This window comes from Terriglobus saanensis SP1PR4, from assembly GCF_000179915.2.
In the GTDB taxonomy this organism is placed as follows: domain Bacteria; phylum Acidobacteriota; class Terriglobia; order Terriglobales; family Acidobacteriaceae; genus Terriglobus; species Terriglobus saanensis.
The window spans coordinates 3,432,699-3,452,132 of record NC_014963.1; the positions used below are offsets into that span (position 1 = coordinate 3,432,699).

Here is a 19,434-nt window from a genome sequence, read left to right on the forward strand (position 1 = left end):
ATGTCAGAAGTAAAATCATCCAACGAAGACTTTCAGGCTGTGACGCCAAGCAAAGCGACCAGGCGTGATTTTCTACAGGCGTCGCTTGCCATTGCAGGCACAGCAGCGGTTTCGAGCGTAGCGACAACTCCGCCGGCAGTCGCACAGACGAAGCAGAAGCGCCCTAACCTCGTCTTCTTTTTTGGAGAAGGCCAACGGGCGGATGCACTCTCCATCGCCGGACATCCCATTCTCAAGACACCGAACCATGACCGTATCGGACGCGAAGGTGTTCGCTTTACCAACGCGTTCTGCACCAATGCGCTTTGCGCCCCTGCCCGTGCGACTGCACTCACGGGCATGTATTCGCGTTCGACGGGGGCGCTCGACAATACGAAGGGCCGCATTCCACTTGCTTCGGATATCCCGCTCTTCACGGAGATCCTTCAGAAAGAGGGATACGAGGTTGCGATCCTGGGGAAGGTACACACGCGCAATGGCGTGGAGGAGCGGAATTGGGACTATTACTTCGGACACAACAATCCGAGCAACGACTATGCGAATCCTCTGTTTAAGGAAGGCCGCAGAGGGAAAGTGGGTCCGCAGAAACAGTATGAGGCCGTCTATCCAGACGACCTTACGACCGACCGCGCCATTTCCTGGATCGACGAAGATCGTGGCGACAAGCCGTTCTGCGTTCTGATCTGGTTTGTTGCACCGCACGAGCCCTTCTTCCGTCCGCGCCGTCATGCGGATCTCTACAACGGCACACCCATAGCCAAGCCCGTGACTTTTGATGACGATCTCAAGGGATATCCCGGCAAGCCAAAGAGCTTTGTTGCTGCGGAAAACAAGCTTGGAACCACGTCCAGTCACGTGGCCTGCGGGTCGCTCGAAGGCGTCGCGAAGGATTATTACGCAGGGCTAGTCGCAGTGGATGAGAATATCGGCCGCGTTCTCGATCATCTGGAGAAAAAGAAGATTCTCGACGACACGGCCATCCTGCATAGCTCCGACCATGGATACTTCCTGGGAGAGTGGAGGCTCTTCGATAAGCGACTGATGCACGAGCCTTCGATCCGCGTTCCGTTCCAGGTACGTTATCCGAAGCGTATTCCTTCCGGTACGGTGCGTGAAGAGATGGTGTTGGACACAGACATTGCACCCACTCTTTTGGATCTTGCGGGTGTGCCAATTCCAGCGCACATGCAAGGCAAGAGCATTCTGCCGCTGACAAAGAAGAACGATCCGGAGTTCCGCAAGGAGTGGTACTACGAGTATTACGAGTGGCCGAACCCGGAGAAAGTAGCTCCGCACCGCGGCATTCGCACGGAACAATACAAACTGATTCAATACGTCCTCGATCCCACAGAAGGAGAACTTTACGATCTGAAGAAAGATCCGGGTGAACGCAATAATCTTTATGGCGCGTCGCAGTTCACCGCTCTTCAGAGTCATCTGACAGAACGACTTAACGCTTTGCGTGCGGAGATTCCTGAACGTAAGGAAGCCAGTCAGAGTTAGCTGACCAGTATCCCGCAGCAAATCCCCGATGGTTTTGCTGCGGGATACTGGACGCTATGGGAGTTCGGCCTGGCTCTGCAACCGCTTCACAACTCGCTGGTCCGTTTCGCAACATTTCACGCGACACGATCATGACCGCTCGATAGCATCCGGCTCATGAGAAACTCAATCGCCTCCCTCTCTCAGATCCTGATCTGTTTCGCCTCTTTCACAGTGAGCGCCTCGGCTCACGCAGCGGAACAGATCAAAGTTCCAATGACCAATGACCGCTGGACGACGACAGCCGGGAAGGTAGACTTTGTCGAATTCAAGGGCAAGCCGTCGATTGAATTGAAGGCTGGCAACTACGCGCAGCATGTTCCCACCGGTGCAGCGGTGCTCAAAGACCTTACCTTTCGCAACGGAACGATCGAGTACGATGTTGCGGCGACCAGCGACATGGGCGCAGGCTTCGTCTTCCGTCGCGCAGACAAAGACAACTACGAAATGTTCTATCTGCGCCCCAGGCCCAAATGCCAGGAGGCCCCGGATTGCGTGCAATACGCTCCAGAGACGCACGGTGTTTTATTGTGGGATGTCTTCCCTCAGTATCAAGGGCCTGCACCCTTGCGCATGGACGAGTGGAATCACATTAAGCTGGTAGTCTCCGGCAAACGCATGCACGTCTACGTGAACGGCGCGGCGGAACCGACCTTGAAGATTGGACGATTGGAGGGGGACGCCAGCGAGGGCGGCCTCATGTTGGAAGGACCCGGCATCTTCGCCAATCTCGTCGTTACTCCGGACGCAGTGGAAGGCCTGCCCAGTGAACCAGAGAGCGACGCAACGATGTCCGACGATCGCTACGTGCGCCACTGGAAGCTTTCGCCCTTCGCGAAGCTGGAGGCGGGTCAAATGCCGACTTTCGCCGATCTGCCGAAGGTCTCGGCGGCATGGACCTCGCTCGACGCAGAACGGGGAGGCCTGGTGAACGCAAGCCGCATCTATGGATTGCCTTTGGCCCGAGCGGACCGCGCCGTAGTCTGGCTCAAGACAAACATTCACTCCGAGAGCACCCAGGAAAAGCACGTTACGCTGGGATGGCTCCGCGAGATTGTGGTGTTTGTAAATGGTCAACTCGTCTTTGCGGACAAGAACCTGTATCAGCCACCGGCGGCACGCAAGACGCCAGATGGACGTCTATCGCTGGAAAACGGCTCGTTGATGCTTCCCCTGAAGGCCGGTGATAATGAAGTGGCTGTAGCCATCGTGAATAACTTTTACGGGTGGGGGCTTCAGATGCACTTCGACGACGTGAAAGGGCTTACACTGGCCGCGCAATAGCAGAGGGAAAGAAGAGCGGGAGGCATTTGGTTATCGATAGAGAGCGGCGCTCAGTGTTTGGCGGAAGCAGCAGGTGGGGCCGTTGGTTCGTCGCCTTCCTGCTCTGGAGCATCCTCGGCCTGCTGTTTGCGCTTCCCAATCTATCGGCTTCCAACTGGATCCACCCGCTCCTCGGTTCGCTCGCGCAGTGGTGGTCCTGGGGGTTGGTCACTCCGCTTATCTTCTGGGTGGACGAACGACTTCCATTCGAGGAAGCTCATCCTGGCAAGCGTGTCCTTGCACAGCTGCTGCCCAGCATCGCTTTAACCACTCTCTATGTCTACGTCTTTGCAGCCGTGCGAGCGCTCTTCGGTCTGAGCGCGTGGAATTCGCTGACGGGTACACAGCTCCTTTTCATGGCATTTCGCGGCGGCATTCTTTGGAGCCTGCTGGTCTATTGGCTTATCTTCGGGGCACGCCAGACCTTTCGCTACCATGAGCACTACCTGGCCAGCGAGCTGCGATTGGAGCGCATGGAGCGCAGCTTTTCTCAGGCCCGCCTTGAATCACTGCGCATGCAACTGGATCCGCATTTCCTCTTCAACGCGCTGAACACCATCTCCTCGCAGGTGGAACGAGACCCCAGGCTCGCGCGCAGCATGATCGAGCATCTCGGAGATCTGCTCCGGCTTTCCCTCGAGGCCCACGACAAACAAGAGGTCCCGCTCGCGGAAGAGATGGCTTTTCTGGATCACTATCTTGCGATACAAACCATTCGTTTTGGAGCCAGCCTACGTTTTGAAACTCACATCGCACCGGAGGTAAAGTTCGTGCTGGTTCCCTGCCTCATGGTGCAGCCCCTCGTCGAGAATGCGATCCGTCACGGTATCTCCCACCGTGCCTCGGGTGGAGAGGTCATCGTCACGGCACGGCGGAACGCGGAGCGTCTCGAGATTCGCGTCACCGACGATGGAGTAGGGCTGCCACCCGGTTGGACGCTCGAAAACTCCACAGGACTCGGACTCTCCGTCACGCGCGAACGCATTGCGGGTCTCTATCCCAAGGGAAGCAGCCATTTTGCAGTATCGCGACGGCCTGAAGGAGGCACAGAAGTCGAGATATCCTTGCCTTTGCGATGGTCTGGAGGAGAAACCGATGATCGCACCGCGCGATGAAGCCCTGCGTATTCTCGTGGCGGATGATGAAGCGCCGGCACGCCAGCGCCTGATCGACCTGTTGCAGAAAGACTCGCGCGTTGGGATTATTTTTGAAGCCAGCGACGGACAGGCAGCAGTAGAAATTATCGAACGCGAGGCCCCCGATCTTATCTTTCTCGATGTGCAGATGCCGGAGCTCAGTGGACTGGAAGTCATCGAAGCCATCGGCGCCGCAGCCATGCCACTCACTATCTTTGTCACGGCCTACGATCAACATGCGATTCGAGCTTTTGAAGCTAATGCACTCGATTACCTGCTGAAGCCCTTTAGTGACGAACGACTGGAAGCCGCGTTGGCCCGTGCCAAGACTCGGCATGATGAGCGTAGCGTGCAGGAGTTCGGACGCAACATTCTGCGCATGGTCTCCGCGACGCCGCCAGTCGACCGACGAATCGACCGGTTGGTCGTAAGAACTGCAGGGACGACTCGCTTCATTCGCGTAGTGGATATCGATTGGATCGAGGCCGCAGGCGTCTATGTCAATCTACATGTCGGCGGGAAAGAGTTGCTCTACCGCGCTTCAATCAACGAGCTTACCGACCGGTTCGATCCGATGCGTTTTATCCGCGTCCATCGGTCGGCCATCGTTAATATCGATAGCATTGTCGAGCTCCAGCCTATTTCTCACGGCGAGTTCGAACTTGTTCTGAAAGATGGTCACCGCTCGCGTGTCAGCAGAACCTATCGAGGTCTGCTTGAGAAGCGGCTAGGTCAATCTTTATAAGGAGAGATCGCAACTTCATGGCCGACAATGACCTTTCGGAAGCCGTTCCGATAGTGTCGTTCATCCTACAATCGACTAAGCGGGTTACTCTGTAACGGAACAAAAGATTTCGAAGACAAGCGTTGGCGTGACAAGATTTTTCGACACCGATCACTCGATTGATAAAGGGAGAAAAAGATGAAGCATTTTGCGATCGCGGGGCTTTGCCTAGCCATGGCCGCGAGCGGAGCATTGGCACAGGTCAATGCAGGGGAACAGAAGTCTGAGCCTAGCCTGCCATTCAATATGGTTCAGGTAACGACGTTGAGCTTGCCCTGGAAGATCGCTTTCCTACCCGACGGGCGGATGCTGATTACCGAGAAGGTCGGCGGTTTGCAATTGGTCACCCAGCAAGGAGCAAAGACGCCCGTTACGGGCGCGCCAGCCGTTCTCTATCGAGGTCAGGGTGGAATGCTGGGTGTCTACGTTTCGCCACACTATGCCAAAGACCACAATATCTACCTCACCTATTCAGAACCCGGCGACGGAGGGTCGAGCCTGGCGCTTGCGCGTGCCCAGTTGAAGATCGGCCAGGATGCGGCAAGCCTTGAGGGGCTCCAAGTGATCTGGCGCGACGGCGAGAGAGGGGATGGCGGCCAGTTCGGCGCGGAGGTTGCCTTTTCTCCAAACGGCAAGTATCTCTTTCTCTCCTCTGGCGATCGTCAGCGGATGACGCCAGCCCAGGACCCTAACCAGCCGCTCGGTAAGATATTGCGACTGACGCTGGATGGCAAACCGGCTCCGGGCAATCCGATGGCTGGCAAGACAGGCACGCCCACTGTGCCCGTCATCGATCCTCCTGCAAATACGGAAGAAGCGAAGACCGCCCCGGTCATAAGAACGTACACCTTTCCCGGCCCTAATCTGACGCCAGCGGAGACTTGGAGCACGGGAATCCGTACTCCCTATGGTCTGGCCTTTGCGCCGGACGGTCGGTTGTGGGAGCTTGAGCATGGACCACGGGGCGGCGATGAGTTGAACCTGATCGAACCCGGCAAAAATTATGGCTGGCCGCTGGTCTCTTACGGACACAACTATGACGGTGTGCCCATTCCCAATCCGGACACACGCCCCGACTTGACGAAGCCTGTTATTTATTGGGTGCCAGTCATCGCACCGGGCAACCTCGTGTTCTACAAAGGAGCAATGTTCTCGAAGTGGAATGGCTCGGCTCTTGCGAGCGGACTGATATCGAAAGCGCTCATCCGCATCACCTTCGACGGCAAGGGAGGAGCGCAGACTGCGGAGCGATGGGATATAGGTCGTAGAGTCCGCGACGTGGAAGTTGCTCCTGATGGCGCGCTGTGGATGATCGAGGATGCAAAGCCAGGTGGTCTCTTCCGCCTGACACCGAAATAAGGCCAGGTCTTCTTCTACCGCCTAAGCAAAGCTTAGGCGGTAGGCGAGATCAACGTTGTAACCCCGGAAGAGCGATGACGATATGGACCAAAAATTGAAAGTAGTGTTTGGGGCGATGTTTGCGTCACTGTGCTTCCTTTGCCTCTCTGGGGAAGCCGTTGGCCAGACTCTGCCGGAGGGCAAAGGCAAGGCGGAATTTGTACACAACTGCACTGCCTGTCACCGCGCGGATATGACCACCCGTCTAAGGAAGACCCCGGATGAGTGGAGAAAAACTGTTGATAACATGGCAGCCCGCGGCACGGATGGCTCAAAAGAAGATCTGGACAACGTCGTTCTCTACCTGGTCACAAATTTTGCAGCGGACGAGCCTGGCCCGGCTGCGACAACTCCATCCACAACGCCTCCTTCGATCTCGGCTGGAACAGCGGTGCTGAACTCCTCAGAGATCGAACGCGTGAAGCGCATCATCGCGGAGAGCGATTGTTTCGCATGCCGTCGTATAGAAAAACAAGGTGCGTCTACCGAGCCAGCATGGAATGGTGTGGGAGGATGGCGCATGACGGATGAGATACGAACGGCTATGATTCGTCCGCATCCAACACTCGCGCCAAGCAACAAACTCGTTCGATCGACCGACACGAGGTAGAGTCCGTCATTGGGTTCGCTTGCAGTAGCCGTCCAAGAGAGCTACGGCGCGAGCGGTAAGCGGATGATGCACTTAGCTCCATGAAGAACTGCTGTGTCGAAGGTGATGCTTCCACCATCTCTTTCAAGCACCAACTTGGCGATGGAAAGCCCCAGACCGGAGCCGCGATTTGCGGAAGCCGCAGAAGAAGTGCCAGTAAAAAAGCGTTCAAATACCAGTTGTTCGTCGCTCGATGCAATCCCAGGTCCGCTGTCGTGAATGCTCACCTGGGCGTGAGAAGTGTTTGTGCCATAGGTAATTTGAAGCGGAGAGTCCTGTGGAGAAAACTTCACGGCGTTATGGATCACGTTGATCAGGGCGATTCGGACGAGGCTCCGATCGGCATAGACGATGAGACTGCCGTTGTCCTCATAGACTTCGGAGACGGTTACATTTCGCTCTTCGATCAGAACCCCAAGAAGGTTCAATACCTCGCGCACCAGCTCTGGAATGGGAAAGGAGGTCTGCGCTTTTCCGGGCTGGGCGGACTCTGCTTTTGCGAGCAAGAGCAGCCCTTCGATCGTCTGATTCAAGCGTCTCGTCTCTTCAAGAATGCTTCCGATCGCTTCGCGGTACTCTTCCGGAGTCGATGCTTCCTGTAGCGCCACCTCGCCCACGGCGCGAAGCGAAGCCAGTGGCGTGCGAAGTTCATGGGCGGCGTTGGCAGTGAAGCGTCTCAATTGCTCGAATGCCTGTTCCAGGCGCTCCAGGAGATGATTGAAGACGCGGGCCATGTGTCCCAGTTCGTCATGCTCGTTTTCGACTTCCAGACGATCATGCAGATTGCTCGCGGTAATCTGCTCTGCGCGCGCGGCCATCTCCTCCATGGGCTGTAGCGCGCGCTTCGCGATGGCGTATCCGGCGAAACCCGCCAATAAGAGACCGGCAGGAAGTGCCACGAGAAGCAGAGCAAAAAACTGCTCCATGCGATCGCGAAAGAGGCTCAAGCTGTAGCCCAGCCGTATGAGAACCGTTCTACCCTGCATGCCGTGCAGATGGCTGATGAGGAAGACATGTTCCCCATCGGCCATTTTGACGACACGCTGGTTGAAGGTGCCATTCCCTTCCTCCGGCATAGACGAACCGCCAAGGCTGGAGCCGTGCAGAGTATCGCTACGGTACAAAATATTGCCTGACAGATCGCGCACTTCCATCAACCGATCAATGAGCAGATGCGAGCGCGGATGAGAGTGGTAATCCTCCCTGAGGTGGAGAACGTTTTGCTGATCGAAGTAAAGCAGCCCCTCTACTGTCTCTACATCCTGCACTTCGTCGTGATAGACCTGACGCGTGAGCACGGCGTATTGGAAGATGAAGACGAGACCTATGTAGAGCGCGAGGAGAACGGCGAGAACCGTAACGTACCAGAGCGTCAACTTTGTACGGAGTTTTCTGGGCCTCATGGCTGCGGCTCCCTAAGGCTGAATCCGACACCGCGAATCGTCTGCAGCAGTTTGGTTGGATAGGGATCGTCCAGCTTCTTGCGCAGGCGCGCCACTTGAACGTCGATCACATTGTCGATGGGAGTGAAGCGAGAAGACTCCTGCCACACATCCTTCGCAAGCATCTCCCGCGAAACTGTGCGCCCCTGATTCTCCGCAAGGTACAGCAGGAGATCGAACTCTCGTGGCGTAAGTTCAAGACGTACACTGGCGCGATGAGCGACCTTCGATTTCGCATCGATTTCCAGATCGCCGATCTGAATCGCGGAGGTGTCAGGAGTCGGCAGTGTGCGACGGAGCAGGGCCTGGATGCGCGCCATGAGTTCAGGAAATGAAAACGGTTTTCCCAGATAATCATCCGCGCCGGAAGAGAGTCCTTCCACGCGGTCCTCCACCGTGTTGTGCGACGTAAGAACGAGGACCCGGAGGTCGAGGCCCTCTCTGCGAATCTGTTTCAAAATATCCAGACCGCTGCGGTGCGGCAGCGTAAGGTCCAGAAGCAGGAGGTTCGGCTGCAGCGTGTGCACAAGGAAGAAGCCCTCTTCCGCACTGGACGCCGTGGCTACTTCATAGCCTGCGGGTTCCATGCCGGCGACGAGAGCCGCAGCCATTTTCCTGTCGTCTTCGATGATGAGAATCTTTGCCCGCAGATGTGTCACTCGCGCCCGCTCCTTCACGATGATTCAGCACGCAACCGCTAAGGACAAGGGCTTCCTTACAAATGTAAGGGAACTGTCAGAGTTTTGTAAGGAACGAAGGTGGTTCACTGCAGATAGACCATTGCAGAGACCGATGACTGCAGCGCGCCTGCTTTTGTGGATGACGGTTTTGCAAACCTTCACGGCTGCCCAGCGGCGCTAGATCGATGGGAATAGAACGTAGTCTCACAGTGTTTATAGCCACAATAGTGCGGCCGCACCAAATATTTGAGTAGAAACGCCGCAGCACCGCGCAAAGGAGCTAAAGACGATGCGAATGACAACGAGTGTAAGGGACACAGGTGATTCATCCGCAAATAGACTATTGGAGGTTCCGATGACCACAGTGCGCACTTGGCTTCTCGTTGCTCTTGGATGCATATCTGGAACGCTTGTTTTTGGTCAGGCATCAGTTTCTACTCGTGCGGAACTGCTCGCACCCAAGACGACGCTACCCATCGTGTTCTCAAGCGGGATCAACGCAGCCAGCGTGCACGACGGACAAAAGTTCGTGGCAAAGACGACGCAAGAGGTCTTGCTGAAAAATGGTGCAGTGGTTCGCCCAGGAGCTTCTGTTGTCGGGCACGTCGTTGCGGCGAAGGCGTTCGTTCTGGACAAGACGCCCTATGCGAACCAAGAAGAATCCGTTCTCACGATCCAGTTTGATGCGCTGCTTGTTGCCGGGGAACGCATTCCACTGCGGGTGTCGGTTCGCGCGATGGCTGACCCAATCACAAGCTGGAACGCGCCTGCTCCAGCAGCGAGCGATATGGATCCGACCGGAACACGAGAGCAGATTGGTGGCGATCAGGTCACGCCATCGCGTCGTGAAGTGCTTTCTGCAGAGGGCGATGTCGTTGGCTACCAGCGTCACGGCGGGGTTGCCGCCCATCTGATTGCGAGTGTCGGGAATGCGCCCACTCCATGCGATTCGAGTTCTACCGAGGAACCAATGGGTCTCTTCTCTGCCTCAGCTTGCGGGCTTTACGGCTTTGTAGGGCAGAAAGCTCTTGTAACGGGAACGGCCTCGAATCCTTCGATTTTGTCCCTTGCGTCGACTCGCTTTTCTCCGCAGATCTGGCGGCAAAGCACGGCGCTCCTCGAAGTAGTTGCAACTGAGCATACGCAGATGGTCCGGTAATAGAGCTAAATTCACGGTTTCAATGGTCACCGCATGAGGCACAGAGTGCGGGATCAATTTCTAAGATTTGGGTGATTTCCTGATGAGATTTTGCACGGCTCTTGTAGCCGGCGTCCTGGTCTGTCTCACCGTGCCGAGTAGTTTCCTGCGGGGGCAGGAAGTGGCCGCGGCATCTGTAACACCAACGCTGACCCTGGCAGAAGCCGAGGCGGCGGCGATCGCGAATCAGCCTCGTCTGCTCGCCGCTCAACTGAGATCTCGCGCCTCCGCGCAACGTATTCGAGAAGCACGGTCGGCCTACATGCCAACGGTGGGCTTCAACGCCACGGGCGCGCTGGTGGCCGATACGGGAAGCTCCACGGCAACGGGGAATATCACAACCTCCGCGATCTCGGACCGCTTCGCCTATGGCGGCAACCTCGTGCAGCTCGTGACCGATTTCGGACGGACGAGCGCTCTTGTAGGCAGCGCCCAAGCGACTGCGGAAGCGCAACGCAGCTTAATGACGCTGACCAGAGCGCAGATCCGACTGAACGTGCGTGAGGCGTATTACCAGGTGCTTGGGGCCGAAGCGGTGCTGCGAGCCGCAGAGGCAGCCCATGCCAGTCGGCAGCTCATCTCACGCCAGCTTTCCGCGCTTGCTCAAAGCGAGCTGAGATCGACGCTCGATGTCAACTTCGCCAAGGTACTGGAGAGCCAGGCGGAACTGGCTGTAGTGCGGGCGCAGAGCGTGGTGGCCCAACAGAGAGGCCACCTTGCCACTGCCATGGGATCGGAAAGAATCATCTCCGCGAAGCTTATCGAGGTAACAGAAGCGCAAGTGCCTCCAGCCGCTCCAGAGGAGTTGCTCGCTGGCGCGCAGACGCAGCGTGCAGACCTGGGCGCGGCGCAAGCCCAGCAGCATGCCGCCGCAGAGTTTGCGCTTTCCGAAAAGCGGTTGAGCTATCCCACACTAAATGTTCTAGGGACGGCTGGTCAGATTCCTTATCGCGACCACACGCTGCATGACAGCTACGCGGCAGCGGGTTTCAACCTGAACATTCCGATCTTCAATGGCGGTCTTTTTACGGCTCGTCGCACGGAAGCGGAGCTGGAAGCGAATGCACGCTCGCGGGATGTGCAGGAGGTCAAGCTACAGGTAACCGAGCAGGTCCGGAACGCCTGGTACCAGACGGATGAAGCCTACCGCAGCCTGGATGTCTCCGCACGGCTGGTTGCGCAGAGCAAAGAGGCTCTGCGACTGGCACAGGACCGCTACGAAGCTGGTCTGGGAAGCATTGTGGAGTTGAACGAAGCGCAGCTCAATGAAACCTCAGCCGAAATCACTTCGGCAGACGCCACCTACACCTACCTCTCTCGCCATGCGGAGCTGGACTTCGCCGCTGGTCTGTTGAATTGAAAGGAACGAAGACGATGGCGTTTACCAAACGTAAAGCGTTGCTCGGAGTTGTGGCTGCGCTCACTGCCTCCAACCTCACGGCCTGCAAGTCCGCCGCGCCTCCTGTGACCGAAGTTCCCACTGTTCCAGTTGCGAATGTGACTCCAGCAACGCTTGAGAACGATCTGACTGTTTCTGCAGAGTTCCGGCCCTACCAAGAGGTCGACGTCATGGCGAAGATCTCTGGCTACGTGAAGAATATTCGCGTGGATATCGGAGATCGTGTGCATCAAGGCGATATTCTCGCTACGCTCGAAGTTCCCGAGATCCAGGACGACAAAGCCAAGGCAAGAGCCGGTGTTGCCGTCGCTGAAGCCAATGTGGTCACCGCGCAGGCGGCTGTCCAGCAGGCTTCTGCTGCAACGAACATGGCCCACCTTTCGTTCCAGCGGATACGGGATGTTGCTGCAAGAGATAAAGGTCTGGTTCCCAGACAGGAAGTCGATGTAGCACAGTCGCGCGATATGGAAGCGACGGCGAGATTGGCGAGCGCCAACTCCGCGGTGAAGGCCGCCAAACAGGCAAAGCTTGCAGCCGACTCGGAGTATGCCAGGGCGGAGGCCATGATGCAGTACGCCACCATTCGCGCGCCTTTTAGCGGTGTGATCACAAAGCGCTATGCGAACACCGGATCGATGATTCAGGCGGGTACATCTTCGCAGACACAGGCCATGCCGATCGTTCGTCTCGCGCAAAACGACCTGCTTCGTCTTACGCTACCTGTTCCGGTCTCTGCTGTCTCCGAAGTGAAGAACGGACAAGCGGTCGACGTAAATCTTGCGAACCCCAGGCGCACTCTGCAAGGAACGATCACGCGATCCAGCAATACGGTGCAGATGGCGACACGCACCATGGAGACAGAGGTGGATGTGCCGAACCGGGATGGCAGCCTGGTTCCGGGCATGTATGCAGAGGTGCATCTCCATCTGGCAGCGCGTCCCAATGTTCTAAGCGTGCCTCTGGATGCAGTGGAAGGCCTCGGGACCAGTATACAGCAGGCTTACGTAGTGCGTGGCGGGGTAGTTCATCTAATCCCTATCGTCGTCGGTCTGCAAACAGCAACGCGCGTGGAGATCCTTTCCGGCTTGCAGAGTGGAGACCGGGTGATCGTTGGCAGGCACACCGGATTGTCGGATGGCGAGAAGGTCGATGCCCACCCTGCTACGTACGAAAGTACATCGAGCCGCAGCTAACCCAGGACGAAAGAAAAGAGCGAAACCATGTCGGGATTTTCCATCCGAAACCCTTATCTAATTCTGGTGCTGTGCCTTGTAGTAATGATTCTTGGCACTGTGAGTGCAGGAGACATGCCGGTTGATATGTTTCCAACCATCAATCTGCCCGTGGTGGCTGTGGCTACGTTTTACTCAGGCATGCCACCCCAACAGATCGAGACAAACATCACGTATCACCTCGAACGTCAGTTCACGTTGGCAAGCGGTATTGACCACATGGAGTCACGCTCTCTTCCCGGTGTGAGCCTTATCAAGGTCTTCTTCCGTGCGGGTACAGACGCAGATGCGGCAGCAGCCTCCATCTCTTCGCTTGCCATGAGCGATCTTCGCGACATGCCTCCAGGCACCTATCCACCCATCATCCTGAAGCAGGATGCTTCCAGCATTCCTGTCGCACTGGTTCCACTGACCGGTGCCGGATTGAGCGAGAGCAAGCTAAAAGACATCGGACAGAACTATGTGCGTAACCAGCTTGCCAGCGTTCAGGGTGCTTCTGTTCCTCAGCCCTTTGGTGGAACGTGGCGCCAGATCCAGCTCTACGCCGATCCGTACAAGCTTGAGGCTAATCAACTCAGTCCTATGGACGTTGTCCGGGCAGTCAATGAATCCAACGTTATCCTGCCCGCTGGGGACGCCGAGATTGGACGCTACGACTACAGCATCTATACCAACTCGATGCTCAAGGGACCGGACGATATCGCCCAGGTGCCGATCAAGACCGTCGGGCAATCGCCGGTCCGCATCGGAGATGTCGCAACGCCGAAGGACTCCTTTGCGAAGCAGTACAGCATCGTTCGGGTCGACGGCCAGCGTGCGGTTTACGTGCCGATTTTCAAACAAGGTGGCGACTCCAACACCATCGCGATTGTGAACGGCGTGCGAGAGACGCTGAAGAAGCTCTATGACGTTCCCTCCGCATTGAAGAGTGAGGTCGTCTTCGATCAGGCGCGCTTCGTACGCACCGCGATTGAAACCTTGATTCACGAAGGCGGCGTGGGCCTCTTTCTCACTTGCCTCATGATCCTTGTGTTTCTTGGGAGTCTTCGCGCGACCATTGCCGTCTTCTTTTCGATTCCCCTCTCTCTGCTGGCTACGTTCATCGTCCTGCGTATGACAGGCAACTCGGTAAACAGCATGGTGCTTGGCGGCCTTGCTCTGGCGCTGTCGCGACTTATCGATAACTCTGTGGTGGTGCTGGAGAATATCTTTCGCCATCTGGAGAACGGAGAGACGCCTGCTGTCGCTGCGGAAAAAGGGGGCAGCGAGGTCGCTCTTCCCGTGCTCGCCGGCACTCTCACGACCGTAGTCGTCTTCTTCCCTGTAACAATGCTCTATGGTGTGAGCCGCTTCCTGTTCTCTGCACTCGCGCTCGCTGTCGTGATCTCACTCTTTGCGTCTTACTTTGTGGCCCTGACGGTCGTGCCACTCTTCTGTTCCAAGTTCATCAAGAGCGCACATGGCGACGTGGTTCACGAGTCCGCGGAGACAGAGCAGGCGATCGATGCCGATCCGACTGTAGATAAAGTAGGACTGTGGGTGCGTTTCAACGCAAGGTTTACCGCGGGGTTCGACGGGCTATTACACCGCTACGACCGTCTGGTGCAGCAGGTTCTGGATGCACCCAAGAAGGTACTGCTCGTATCCGGCATTGTGTTCCTCCTCAGCCTGCTGCTCTTTCCCTTGCTTGGATTGTCCTTCTTTCCACGCACGGATGCTGCCCAGTTCGTCATCAATTTCAAAGCGCCTTCAGGTACCCGTCTGAATGACACAGAGGTCGAAGCGGCCAAACTGGAAGGAATAGTGCGTCGCGTCGTCTCCAAACACGACATGGGGATGATCGTGTCTAACCTTGGTGTCGATCCCGGCTTCTCCGCGCTTTATTCGCCCAACGCCGCGATGCATACGGGATTCACTCAGGTCGCTCTGAATCCGGAACATAAGACGAGCAGCTTTACTTACATCGATGAGGTTAAGAACGCGCTTGCGAAAGAGATGCCGGAACTGCAGACATTTTTCTCCAGCGGTAGCCTGGTAGATGGAGTCCTCAATATGGGCGGCTCTGCACCGATCGATGTACGTATCGCAGGGAACGATATCAACGCCGACTACGGCATGGCGCAGTCCATCGCGGCAAAGATACGCAAAGTCCGTGGTGTGGCCGACGTCTATATTCCGCAGGACATCGATTATCCCGCGCTACGCATTTCAGTGGACCGTACACGAGCAAGTGAGCTTGGACTTACGGAAAAAGAAGTCGTATCCAATCTCATCACCGCACTTACTTCCAACCAGATGATCGCTCCAAGTATCTGGATCGACCCCAAAAGTGGCAACAACTACTTCCTCACCGTGATGTACAAGGAAGGTCAGGTCAGATCGATCGAAGATTTGAAAGCGATTCCGCTGCATGGAACCAATGTTGCACAACCAACGCGTCTGGATATGGTTGCAAACATCGAGCAGTTCAATGCACCGACGGAGTTAGATCATACGCAGATCCGCCGGTTCGTCGATATCTATGTTCGTCCGCAAAACGAAGATCTTGGAAAGATCACCACGCAGATTCAGGCCATCGTGGATTCAGCTCATGCCCCGCATGGCATGGATGTGACGCTCACGGGAAGTGTGAACTCGATGAACGCTTCCTTCCGCAGCTTCGCCATTGGACTTACTCTCTCTGTCCTTCTGCTGTATCTCATCCTGGTCGCTCAATTTCGCTCCTTCCTGGATCCCTTCATCATCCTGCTGGCTCTTCCTCCAGGAATCACGGGCGTTATTCTGACCCTTCTGGCTTGGGGAACAACGCTCAATGTTATGTCGCTTATGGGAGTCGTGATGCTGGCAGGCATATCGCTTTCCAACAGCATCCTGATTGTGGAGTTCGCCCATCATCTGCTCAAAGACGGGATGAATGTTCGCGAGGCCATCATCACTTCCTGTCGCGTGCGTCTGCGGCCGATTTTGATGACTTCGCTGGCTACGTTGATCGGTCTTCTACCGATGGCGCTCAAGCTGGGCGAAGGCAGTGAATCGTATGCACCGCTGGCCCAAGCGCTGATCGGTGGCCTGACGCTTTCCGTGCTGCTCACGGTCTTCCTTGTACCCGCTGGCTTTTATCTCACCTACCGAAACAGGCCAGTCGTCACATAAGTTGCATGAAGAGGAAACAATAAGCGCATCGTTGTCCCCCACCGATAATCGTTCTCTGACGTAATCTTGACGGTGTAAGGAGAATGGAATGCCCGAAACGATTTTTACTCACTTCGAGACAATAAAGTTCGAGGGTCACGGTTCCTCGAAACCGCTATCGTATCAATTTTATGATGCAAACAAGGTAGTTCTCGGCAAGCCGCTGAAAGAGCATCTGCGGTTTGCGGTCGCCTACTGGCACTCGCTCGCCATGACGGGCAGCGACCCTTTCGGCGGACCCACGATTGCCCGTCCCTGGTTTGCCGCGGGCGATCCCATTGCACAGGCCAAGGTTAAGGCTGACGCAGCTTTTGAGCTCTTCCGCGTCCTGGATCTTCCATTCTTCTGTTGGCACGATGCAGATATCGCTCCACCCGGCAATACACTCGCCGACACTTTGAAGAACTTCCACATCATGGTGGATTATCTCGAAGAGAAGATGCAAGGATACGACACGAAACTGCTCTGGGGCACGGCCAATCTCTTCTCTCATCCTCGCTTTATGGCCGGTGCATCCACCAATCCTGACCCGCAGGTATTTGCCTGGTCCGCCGCGACGGTAAAGAATTGCATGGATGCGACCAAGCGCCTCGGCGGCAGCAATTATGTTCTTTGGGGTGGTCGTGAGGGATACGAAACACTTCTGAATACGGACATGAAAAAGGAACTCGAACAGATGGGTCGCTTCCTGTCTCTCGTAGTCGACTATAAGCACAAGATCGGTTTCGAAGGCCAGATCCTCATCGAGCCCAAGCCTAAAGAACCAACCGTGCATCAGTATGATTTTGACGCTGCAACCGTATATGGCTTTCTGAAGCGCTTTGGCCTGGAGAACGAGGTGAAGGTCAATCTCGAAGCAAATCACGCGACGCTTGCCGGCCATACCTTTGAGCACGAAATCGCAACGGCGGGCAGCCTCGGCATTCTGGGCTCGCTCGATATCAATCGTGGCGATGCTCTTCTCGGCTGGGATACCGATCAGTTCCCCAATGACCTGTGGACGATGACGATGTCGATGTACCACGTCATCAGAGCGGGCGGTCTGGGCAAAGGAGGTTGCAACTTTGACGCGAAAGTCCGCCGCCAGAGCTTTACCGCAGAGGACATGGTGCACGCACATGTGGGTGGAGTAGACCTCTGCGCACGTGCCTTCCTCACGGCAGCCGCCATCATCGAAGATGGCACATATGATGCCCTGCTCGAGGAGCGCTACTCAGGATGGAAATCCGGCGAGGCCTCGAGCATGCTCGCCGGAAAGTACTCTCTGGACCAAATAGAAAAGATGGCCCTTGAGAATGCAATCGATCCACAGCCGCGTTCAGGCAAACAGGAACAGCTCGAAAACCTGCTCATGCGCAGCATCTACTCAGCCAAGCTGTAAAAGAAATTGGGGAGACCGGGGTTAAGCCGGTCTCCCCAATCCTTGTTGCACTCAGATTAAATCGTGCGCAAAGGAACTATCACTAGAAGCTCTGGAAGAGTCGACGACTTTTGATCGTCGAGGATATCGGGAGGAAGTGTGAAACGCGTCAAAGGTACAAACGAAGATGCAAAAGGTCGGGCGCTTATCGGCATAACCAAAATAGCCGGAAGGGCGGTTCGGCGAATACCATTCCGTGGCGAAGCGCCGTTCGAGGGAGAGCGAGATCGCTCGTTCCGGCGAATCATCTTATCGATCCCCTCCGGCAAAGTGAGTACTTACGGCAAGGTAGCCGCTGCTGCCGGCTATCCGCTGTATCACCGAGCAGTCGCCCGGATGCTAAGGACAGATCCCCCAGATCGACTGCCATGGCATCGGGTGGTGGGAGCGGGCGGGGCGATCAAGTTACCGGGTGAGGCAGCAAAAGAACAACGCGCGAGACTGCGGCTTGAGGGTGTCAGGTTTCGCGGGGAACGCGTGGACATGGAAGGATTTGAATATCCGCTCTCCCCTTGGGAGAGTGCGTGATCTTCGGCGTTCGATGGCCGGTCTACACTCTCTCATAGCGAAAGATGAGCTCCTGTTCACTTGCCACTGCAACTCCGTTTCGGGTTGCAGGTTCAAAGATCCAACCGCGCACTTTCTCCATGACGAACTGATCGATGGTCGGCTCGATTCCCTGAACGAGCCGCACTTCGGAGATCTTTCCAGTTTCGCTGATGACGACATCCATGATGACATTGCCGCCGCGACCATGAGCCAAGGCGCTCAGGTCAGGTTGCGGTCGTGGAAATACCTTGCCCATGGCTATCGTTACATCGCCCTCGCCTTTGCCGCTCAAAGCAGAGTCCTCCTGGCCCTTCTCTGCTTTCGCAGACGCGGATGGTGCTGCCTGATCTTGAACATTCTTTGTTGTCAAAGCAGGAATTGGCCTGTTCTGCTCGTGACGCATGATCGCCCCTGCGTCCGAAGTGATACGTGAGCCGGGACGGTAGACCAGGAGAGTGCTTTGACCGATCTTTGTACCAGGGAGCCGATAGGGATAAACATTCTTCGCTGCGCCATGCACCAGGAAAATTAGAACGATCACGATCGCATGAACTGTCACGGCCGCGATGGTCGGCCGTATATGGTCAGTGTCGCCTTCCACGGAAACGTTGAGCTTCATAACTCCTCTAGGCAGAACCATGTCGTGTCCTACACAGAATGAGAGACCGGTCAGGTAGACAGTGTAAGGCAGAGGTCCGCCGATCAGAACAGAAGAATGGACCATTCGACCAAGGAAGTCCGAGGTGCACTAAACGGTGCTCATCCCCAGCTCAAGCAGCAGACCGTTTGTGACGATAGGGTCTGCACGTACATCGAAAGTGTCATTTCGACGTAAACCAATATGGTTAGGCGATTCTCTACAATCGTCCTCGCACTATGTTTTTCAACCAAATGTCATCAGCAAAAAGGGAGAATGTTCATGCAGCATATCAAGGTAGAGTGTGGCTACTGTCCACCTGAAAACAAGAAGACTCAGTTTCACGGAACTCATCAGGACTGGGAGATGCATCCGTCGTGGATTGCAGGAGTAGAAGCCTTGAATGCCTATGGTGACTGGGTAAGCTCAGTTGTTTTGCCCATCGCGTTCCAATGGATCGAGGAGCATAAGCCAGAGGTTTATGCTACGGTGCCAGAAGATGTCAAGGACGATGTGGGAGTGGCGATTGCTGCCGCCTTTAAGCTAGTAAAAGAGCTTTCAGCCTACCAAAATGGGATGAAAAAGCGGGCGGCTTATGAAGCGGCCGTGGCCGATGGGACTTGGAATCCGTCAAATACGAATCCAGTGTGGACCGGTATTGTGAAAAAGGTAAGGACTGAGACGGAAGAGGCATTCGCAGAGCAATCATCGCTTCTAGGTGATACACCCCGATAGCAGGTACCTGAATCGTGGCATTCATTGGTGAGGGAATGTAGTGGATTGAAGCTGCATTCCCTCCCAAGGTCCAGCATGCCAGAGAATCTCAAAGCGAAGCACCTACAAACCATAGGTA

At 55.9% G+C, this 19,434-nt stretch carries 16 protein-coding genes; 13 read left to right on the forward strand and 3 right to left on the reverse strand.

What is annotated here, in order from left to right:
- From ACIPR4_RS13770 to ACIPR4_RS23165, 6 genes are all read left to right on the forward strand, one after another.
- Positions 1-1,503 (forward strand): sulfatase/phosphatase domain-containing protein, encoded by a 1,503-nt coding sequence (locus tag ACIPR4_RS13770; RefSeq protein WP_013569274.1) that lies wholly within the window; start codon positions 1-3, stop codon positions 1,501-1,503.
- 156 nt (positions 1,504-1,659) lie between these two features.
- On the forward strand, positions 1,660-2,826 hold the full coding sequence (locus ACIPR4_RS13775; protein ID WP_013569275.1) for a LamG domain-containing protein: 1,167 nt from the start codon (positions 1,660-1,662) through the stop codon (positions 2,824-2,826).
- 26 nt (positions 2,827-2,852) lie between these two features.
- A complete protein-coding gene (locus ACIPR4_RS13780) occupies positions 2,853-3,980 on the forward strand; it encodes a sensor histidine kinase (protein ID WP_245536339.1) in 1,128 nt (375 codons plus the stop codon).
- Positions 3,961-4,746: a LytR/AlgR family response regulator transcription factor gene (locus tag ACIPR4_RS13785; RefSeq protein WP_013569277.1), complete on the forward strand. Its 786-nt coding sequence runs from the start codon at positions 3,961-3,963 to the stop codon at positions 4,744-4,746. The genes ACIPR4_RS13780 and ACIPR4_RS13785 overlap by 20 nt, the downstream gene beginning before the upstream one ends.
- A gap of 177 nt (positions 4,747-4,923) precedes the next feature.
- Positions 4,924-6,144, forward strand: a complete 1,221-nt coding sequence (locus ACIPR4_RS13790) for a PQQ-dependent sugar dehydrogenase (RefSeq protein ID WP_013569278.1) — start codon at positions 4,924-4,926, stop codon at positions 6,142-6,144.
- A 115-nt stretch (positions 6,145-6,259) separates the two neighbouring features.
- Entirely contained in the window at positions 6,260-6,793 is a 534-nt protein-coding gene (locus tag ACIPR4_RS23165; protein WP_281047441.1) for a c-type cytochrome, read from the forward strand.
- A gap of 41 nt (positions 6,794-6,834) precedes the next feature.
- Here ACIPR4_RS23165 and ACIPR4_RS13800 read toward each other — a convergent pair whose 3' ends face one another.
- Entirely contained in the window at positions 6,835-8,235 is a 1,401-nt protein-coding gene (locus ACIPR4_RS13800; RefSeq protein WP_013569280.1) for an ATP-binding protein, read from the reverse strand.
- Entirely contained in the window at positions 8,232-8,933 is a 702-nt protein-coding gene (locus tag ACIPR4_RS13805; RefSeq protein WP_013569281.1) for a response regulator transcription factor, read from the reverse strand. The genes ACIPR4_RS13800 and ACIPR4_RS13805 overlap by 4 nt, the downstream gene beginning before the upstream one ends.
- A 376-nt stretch (positions 8,934-9,309) precedes the next feature.
- On the opposite strand from ACIPR4_RS13805, the gene ACIPR4_RS13815 reads away from it, so the two are divergent.
- From ACIPR4_RS13815 to ACIPR4_RS23335, 6 genes are all read left to right on the forward strand, one after another.
- A complete protein-coding gene (locus ACIPR4_RS13815; RefSeq protein ID WP_049780931.1) occupies positions 9,310-10,113 on the forward strand; it encodes a hypothetical protein in 804 nt (267 codons plus the stop codon).
- 82 nt (positions 10,114-10,195) lie between these two features.
- Positions 10,196-11,512, forward strand: a complete 1,317-nt coding sequence (locus ACIPR4_RS13820; protein ID WP_013569283.1) for a TolC family protein — start codon at positions 10,196-10,198, stop codon at positions 11,510-11,512.
- A 14-nt stretch (positions 11,513-11,526) separates the two neighbouring features.
- Positions 11,527-12,744, forward strand: coding sequence for an efflux RND transporter periplasmic adaptor subunit (locus ACIPR4_RS13825; protein WP_013569284.1), 1,218 nt, complete (start codon positions 11,527-11,529; stop codon positions 12,742-12,744).
- A gap of 27 nt (positions 12,745-12,771) precedes the next feature.
- Positions 12,772-15,936, forward strand: coding sequence for an efflux RND transporter permease subunit (locus ACIPR4_RS13830; RefSeq protein ID WP_013569285.1), 3,165 nt, complete (start codon positions 12,772-12,774; stop codon positions 15,934-15,936).
- A gap of 88 nt (positions 15,937-16,024) precedes the next feature.
- On the forward strand, positions 16,025-17,356 hold the full coding sequence (gene xylA / locus ACIPR4_RS13835) for a xylose isomerase (RefSeq protein ID WP_013569286.1): 1,332 nt from the start codon (positions 16,025-16,027) through the stop codon (positions 17,354-17,356).
- A gap of 138 nt (positions 17,357-17,494) precedes the next feature.
- On the forward strand, positions 17,495-17,923 hold the full coding sequence (locus ACIPR4_RS23335) for an MGMT family protein (RefSeq protein WP_013569287.1): 429 nt from the start codon (positions 17,495-17,497) through the stop codon (positions 17,921-17,923).
- 22 nt (positions 17,924-17,945) lie between these two features.
- On the opposite strand, the gene ACIPR4_RS13845 is transcribed toward ACIPR4_RS23335, so the two are convergent.
- Positions 17,946-18,563, reverse strand: a complete 618-nt coding sequence (locus ACIPR4_RS13845; protein WP_041586096.1) for an energy transducer TonB — start codon at positions 18,561-18,563, stop codon at positions 17,946-17,948.
- Positions 18,564-18,863: 300 nt separating this feature from the next.
- On the opposite strand from ACIPR4_RS13845, the gene ACIPR4_RS13850 reads away from it, so the two are divergent.
- Positions 18,864-19,316, forward strand: a complete 453-nt coding sequence (locus ACIPR4_RS13850; RefSeq protein ID WP_013569289.1) for a hypothetical protein — start codon at positions 18,864-18,866, stop codon at positions 19,314-19,316.
- The last annotated feature ends 118 nt before the right edge of the window (positions 19,317-19,434 follow it).

Coding starts and splice junctions, on each gene's coding strand:
- ACIPR4_RS13770 (WP_013569274.1), top strand. CDS start 1: ATGTCAGAAGTAAAATCATCCAACGAAGACTTTCAGGCTGTGACGCCA.
- ACIPR4_RS13775 (WP_013569275.1), top strand. CDS start 1,660: ATGAGAAACTCAATCGCCTCCCTCTCTCAGATCCTGATCTGTTTCGCC.
- ACIPR4_RS13785 (WP_013569277.1), top strand. CDS start 3,961: ATGATCGCACCGCGCGATGAAGCCCTGCGTATTCTCGTGGCGGATGAT.
- ACIPR4_RS13790 (WP_013569278.1), top strand. CDS start 4,924: ATGAAGCATTTTGCGATCGCGGGGCTTTGCCTAGCCATGGCCGCGAGC.
- ACIPR4_RS23165 (WP_281047441.1), top strand. CDS start 6,260: ATGTTTGCGTCACTGTGCTTCCTTTGCCTCTCTGGGGAAGCCGTTGGC.
- ACIPR4_RS13800 (WP_013569280.1), bottom strand. CDS start 8,235: ATGAGGCCCAGAAAACTCCGTACAAAGTTGACGCTCTGGTACGTTACG.
- ACIPR4_RS13815 (WP_049780931.1), top strand. CDS start 9,310: ATGACCACAGTGCGCACTTGGCTTCTCGTTGCTCTTGGATGCATATCT.
- ACIPR4_RS13820 (WP_013569283.1), top strand. CDS start 10,196: ATGAGATTTTGCACGGCTCTTGTAGCCGGCGTCCTGGTCTGTCTCACC.
- ACIPR4_RS13825 (WP_013569284.1), top strand. CDS start 11,527: ATGGCGTTTACCAAACGTAAAGCGTTGCTCGGAGTTGTGGCTGCGCTC.
- ACIPR4_RS13830 (WP_013569285.1), top strand. CDS start 12,772: ATGTCGGGATTTTCCATCCGAAACCCTTATCTAATTCTGGTGCTGTGC.
- xylA (WP_013569286.1), top strand. CDS start 16,025: ATGCCCGAAACGATTTTTACTCACTTCGAGACAATAAAGTTCGAGGGT.
- ACIPR4_RS13845 (WP_041586096.1), bottom strand. CDS start 18,563: ATGAAGCTCAACGTTTCCGTGGAAGGCGACACTGACCATATACGGCCG.
- ACIPR4_RS13850 (WP_013569289.1), top strand. CDS start 18,864: ATGCAGCATATCAAGGTAGAGTGTGGCTACTGTCCACCTGAAAACAAG.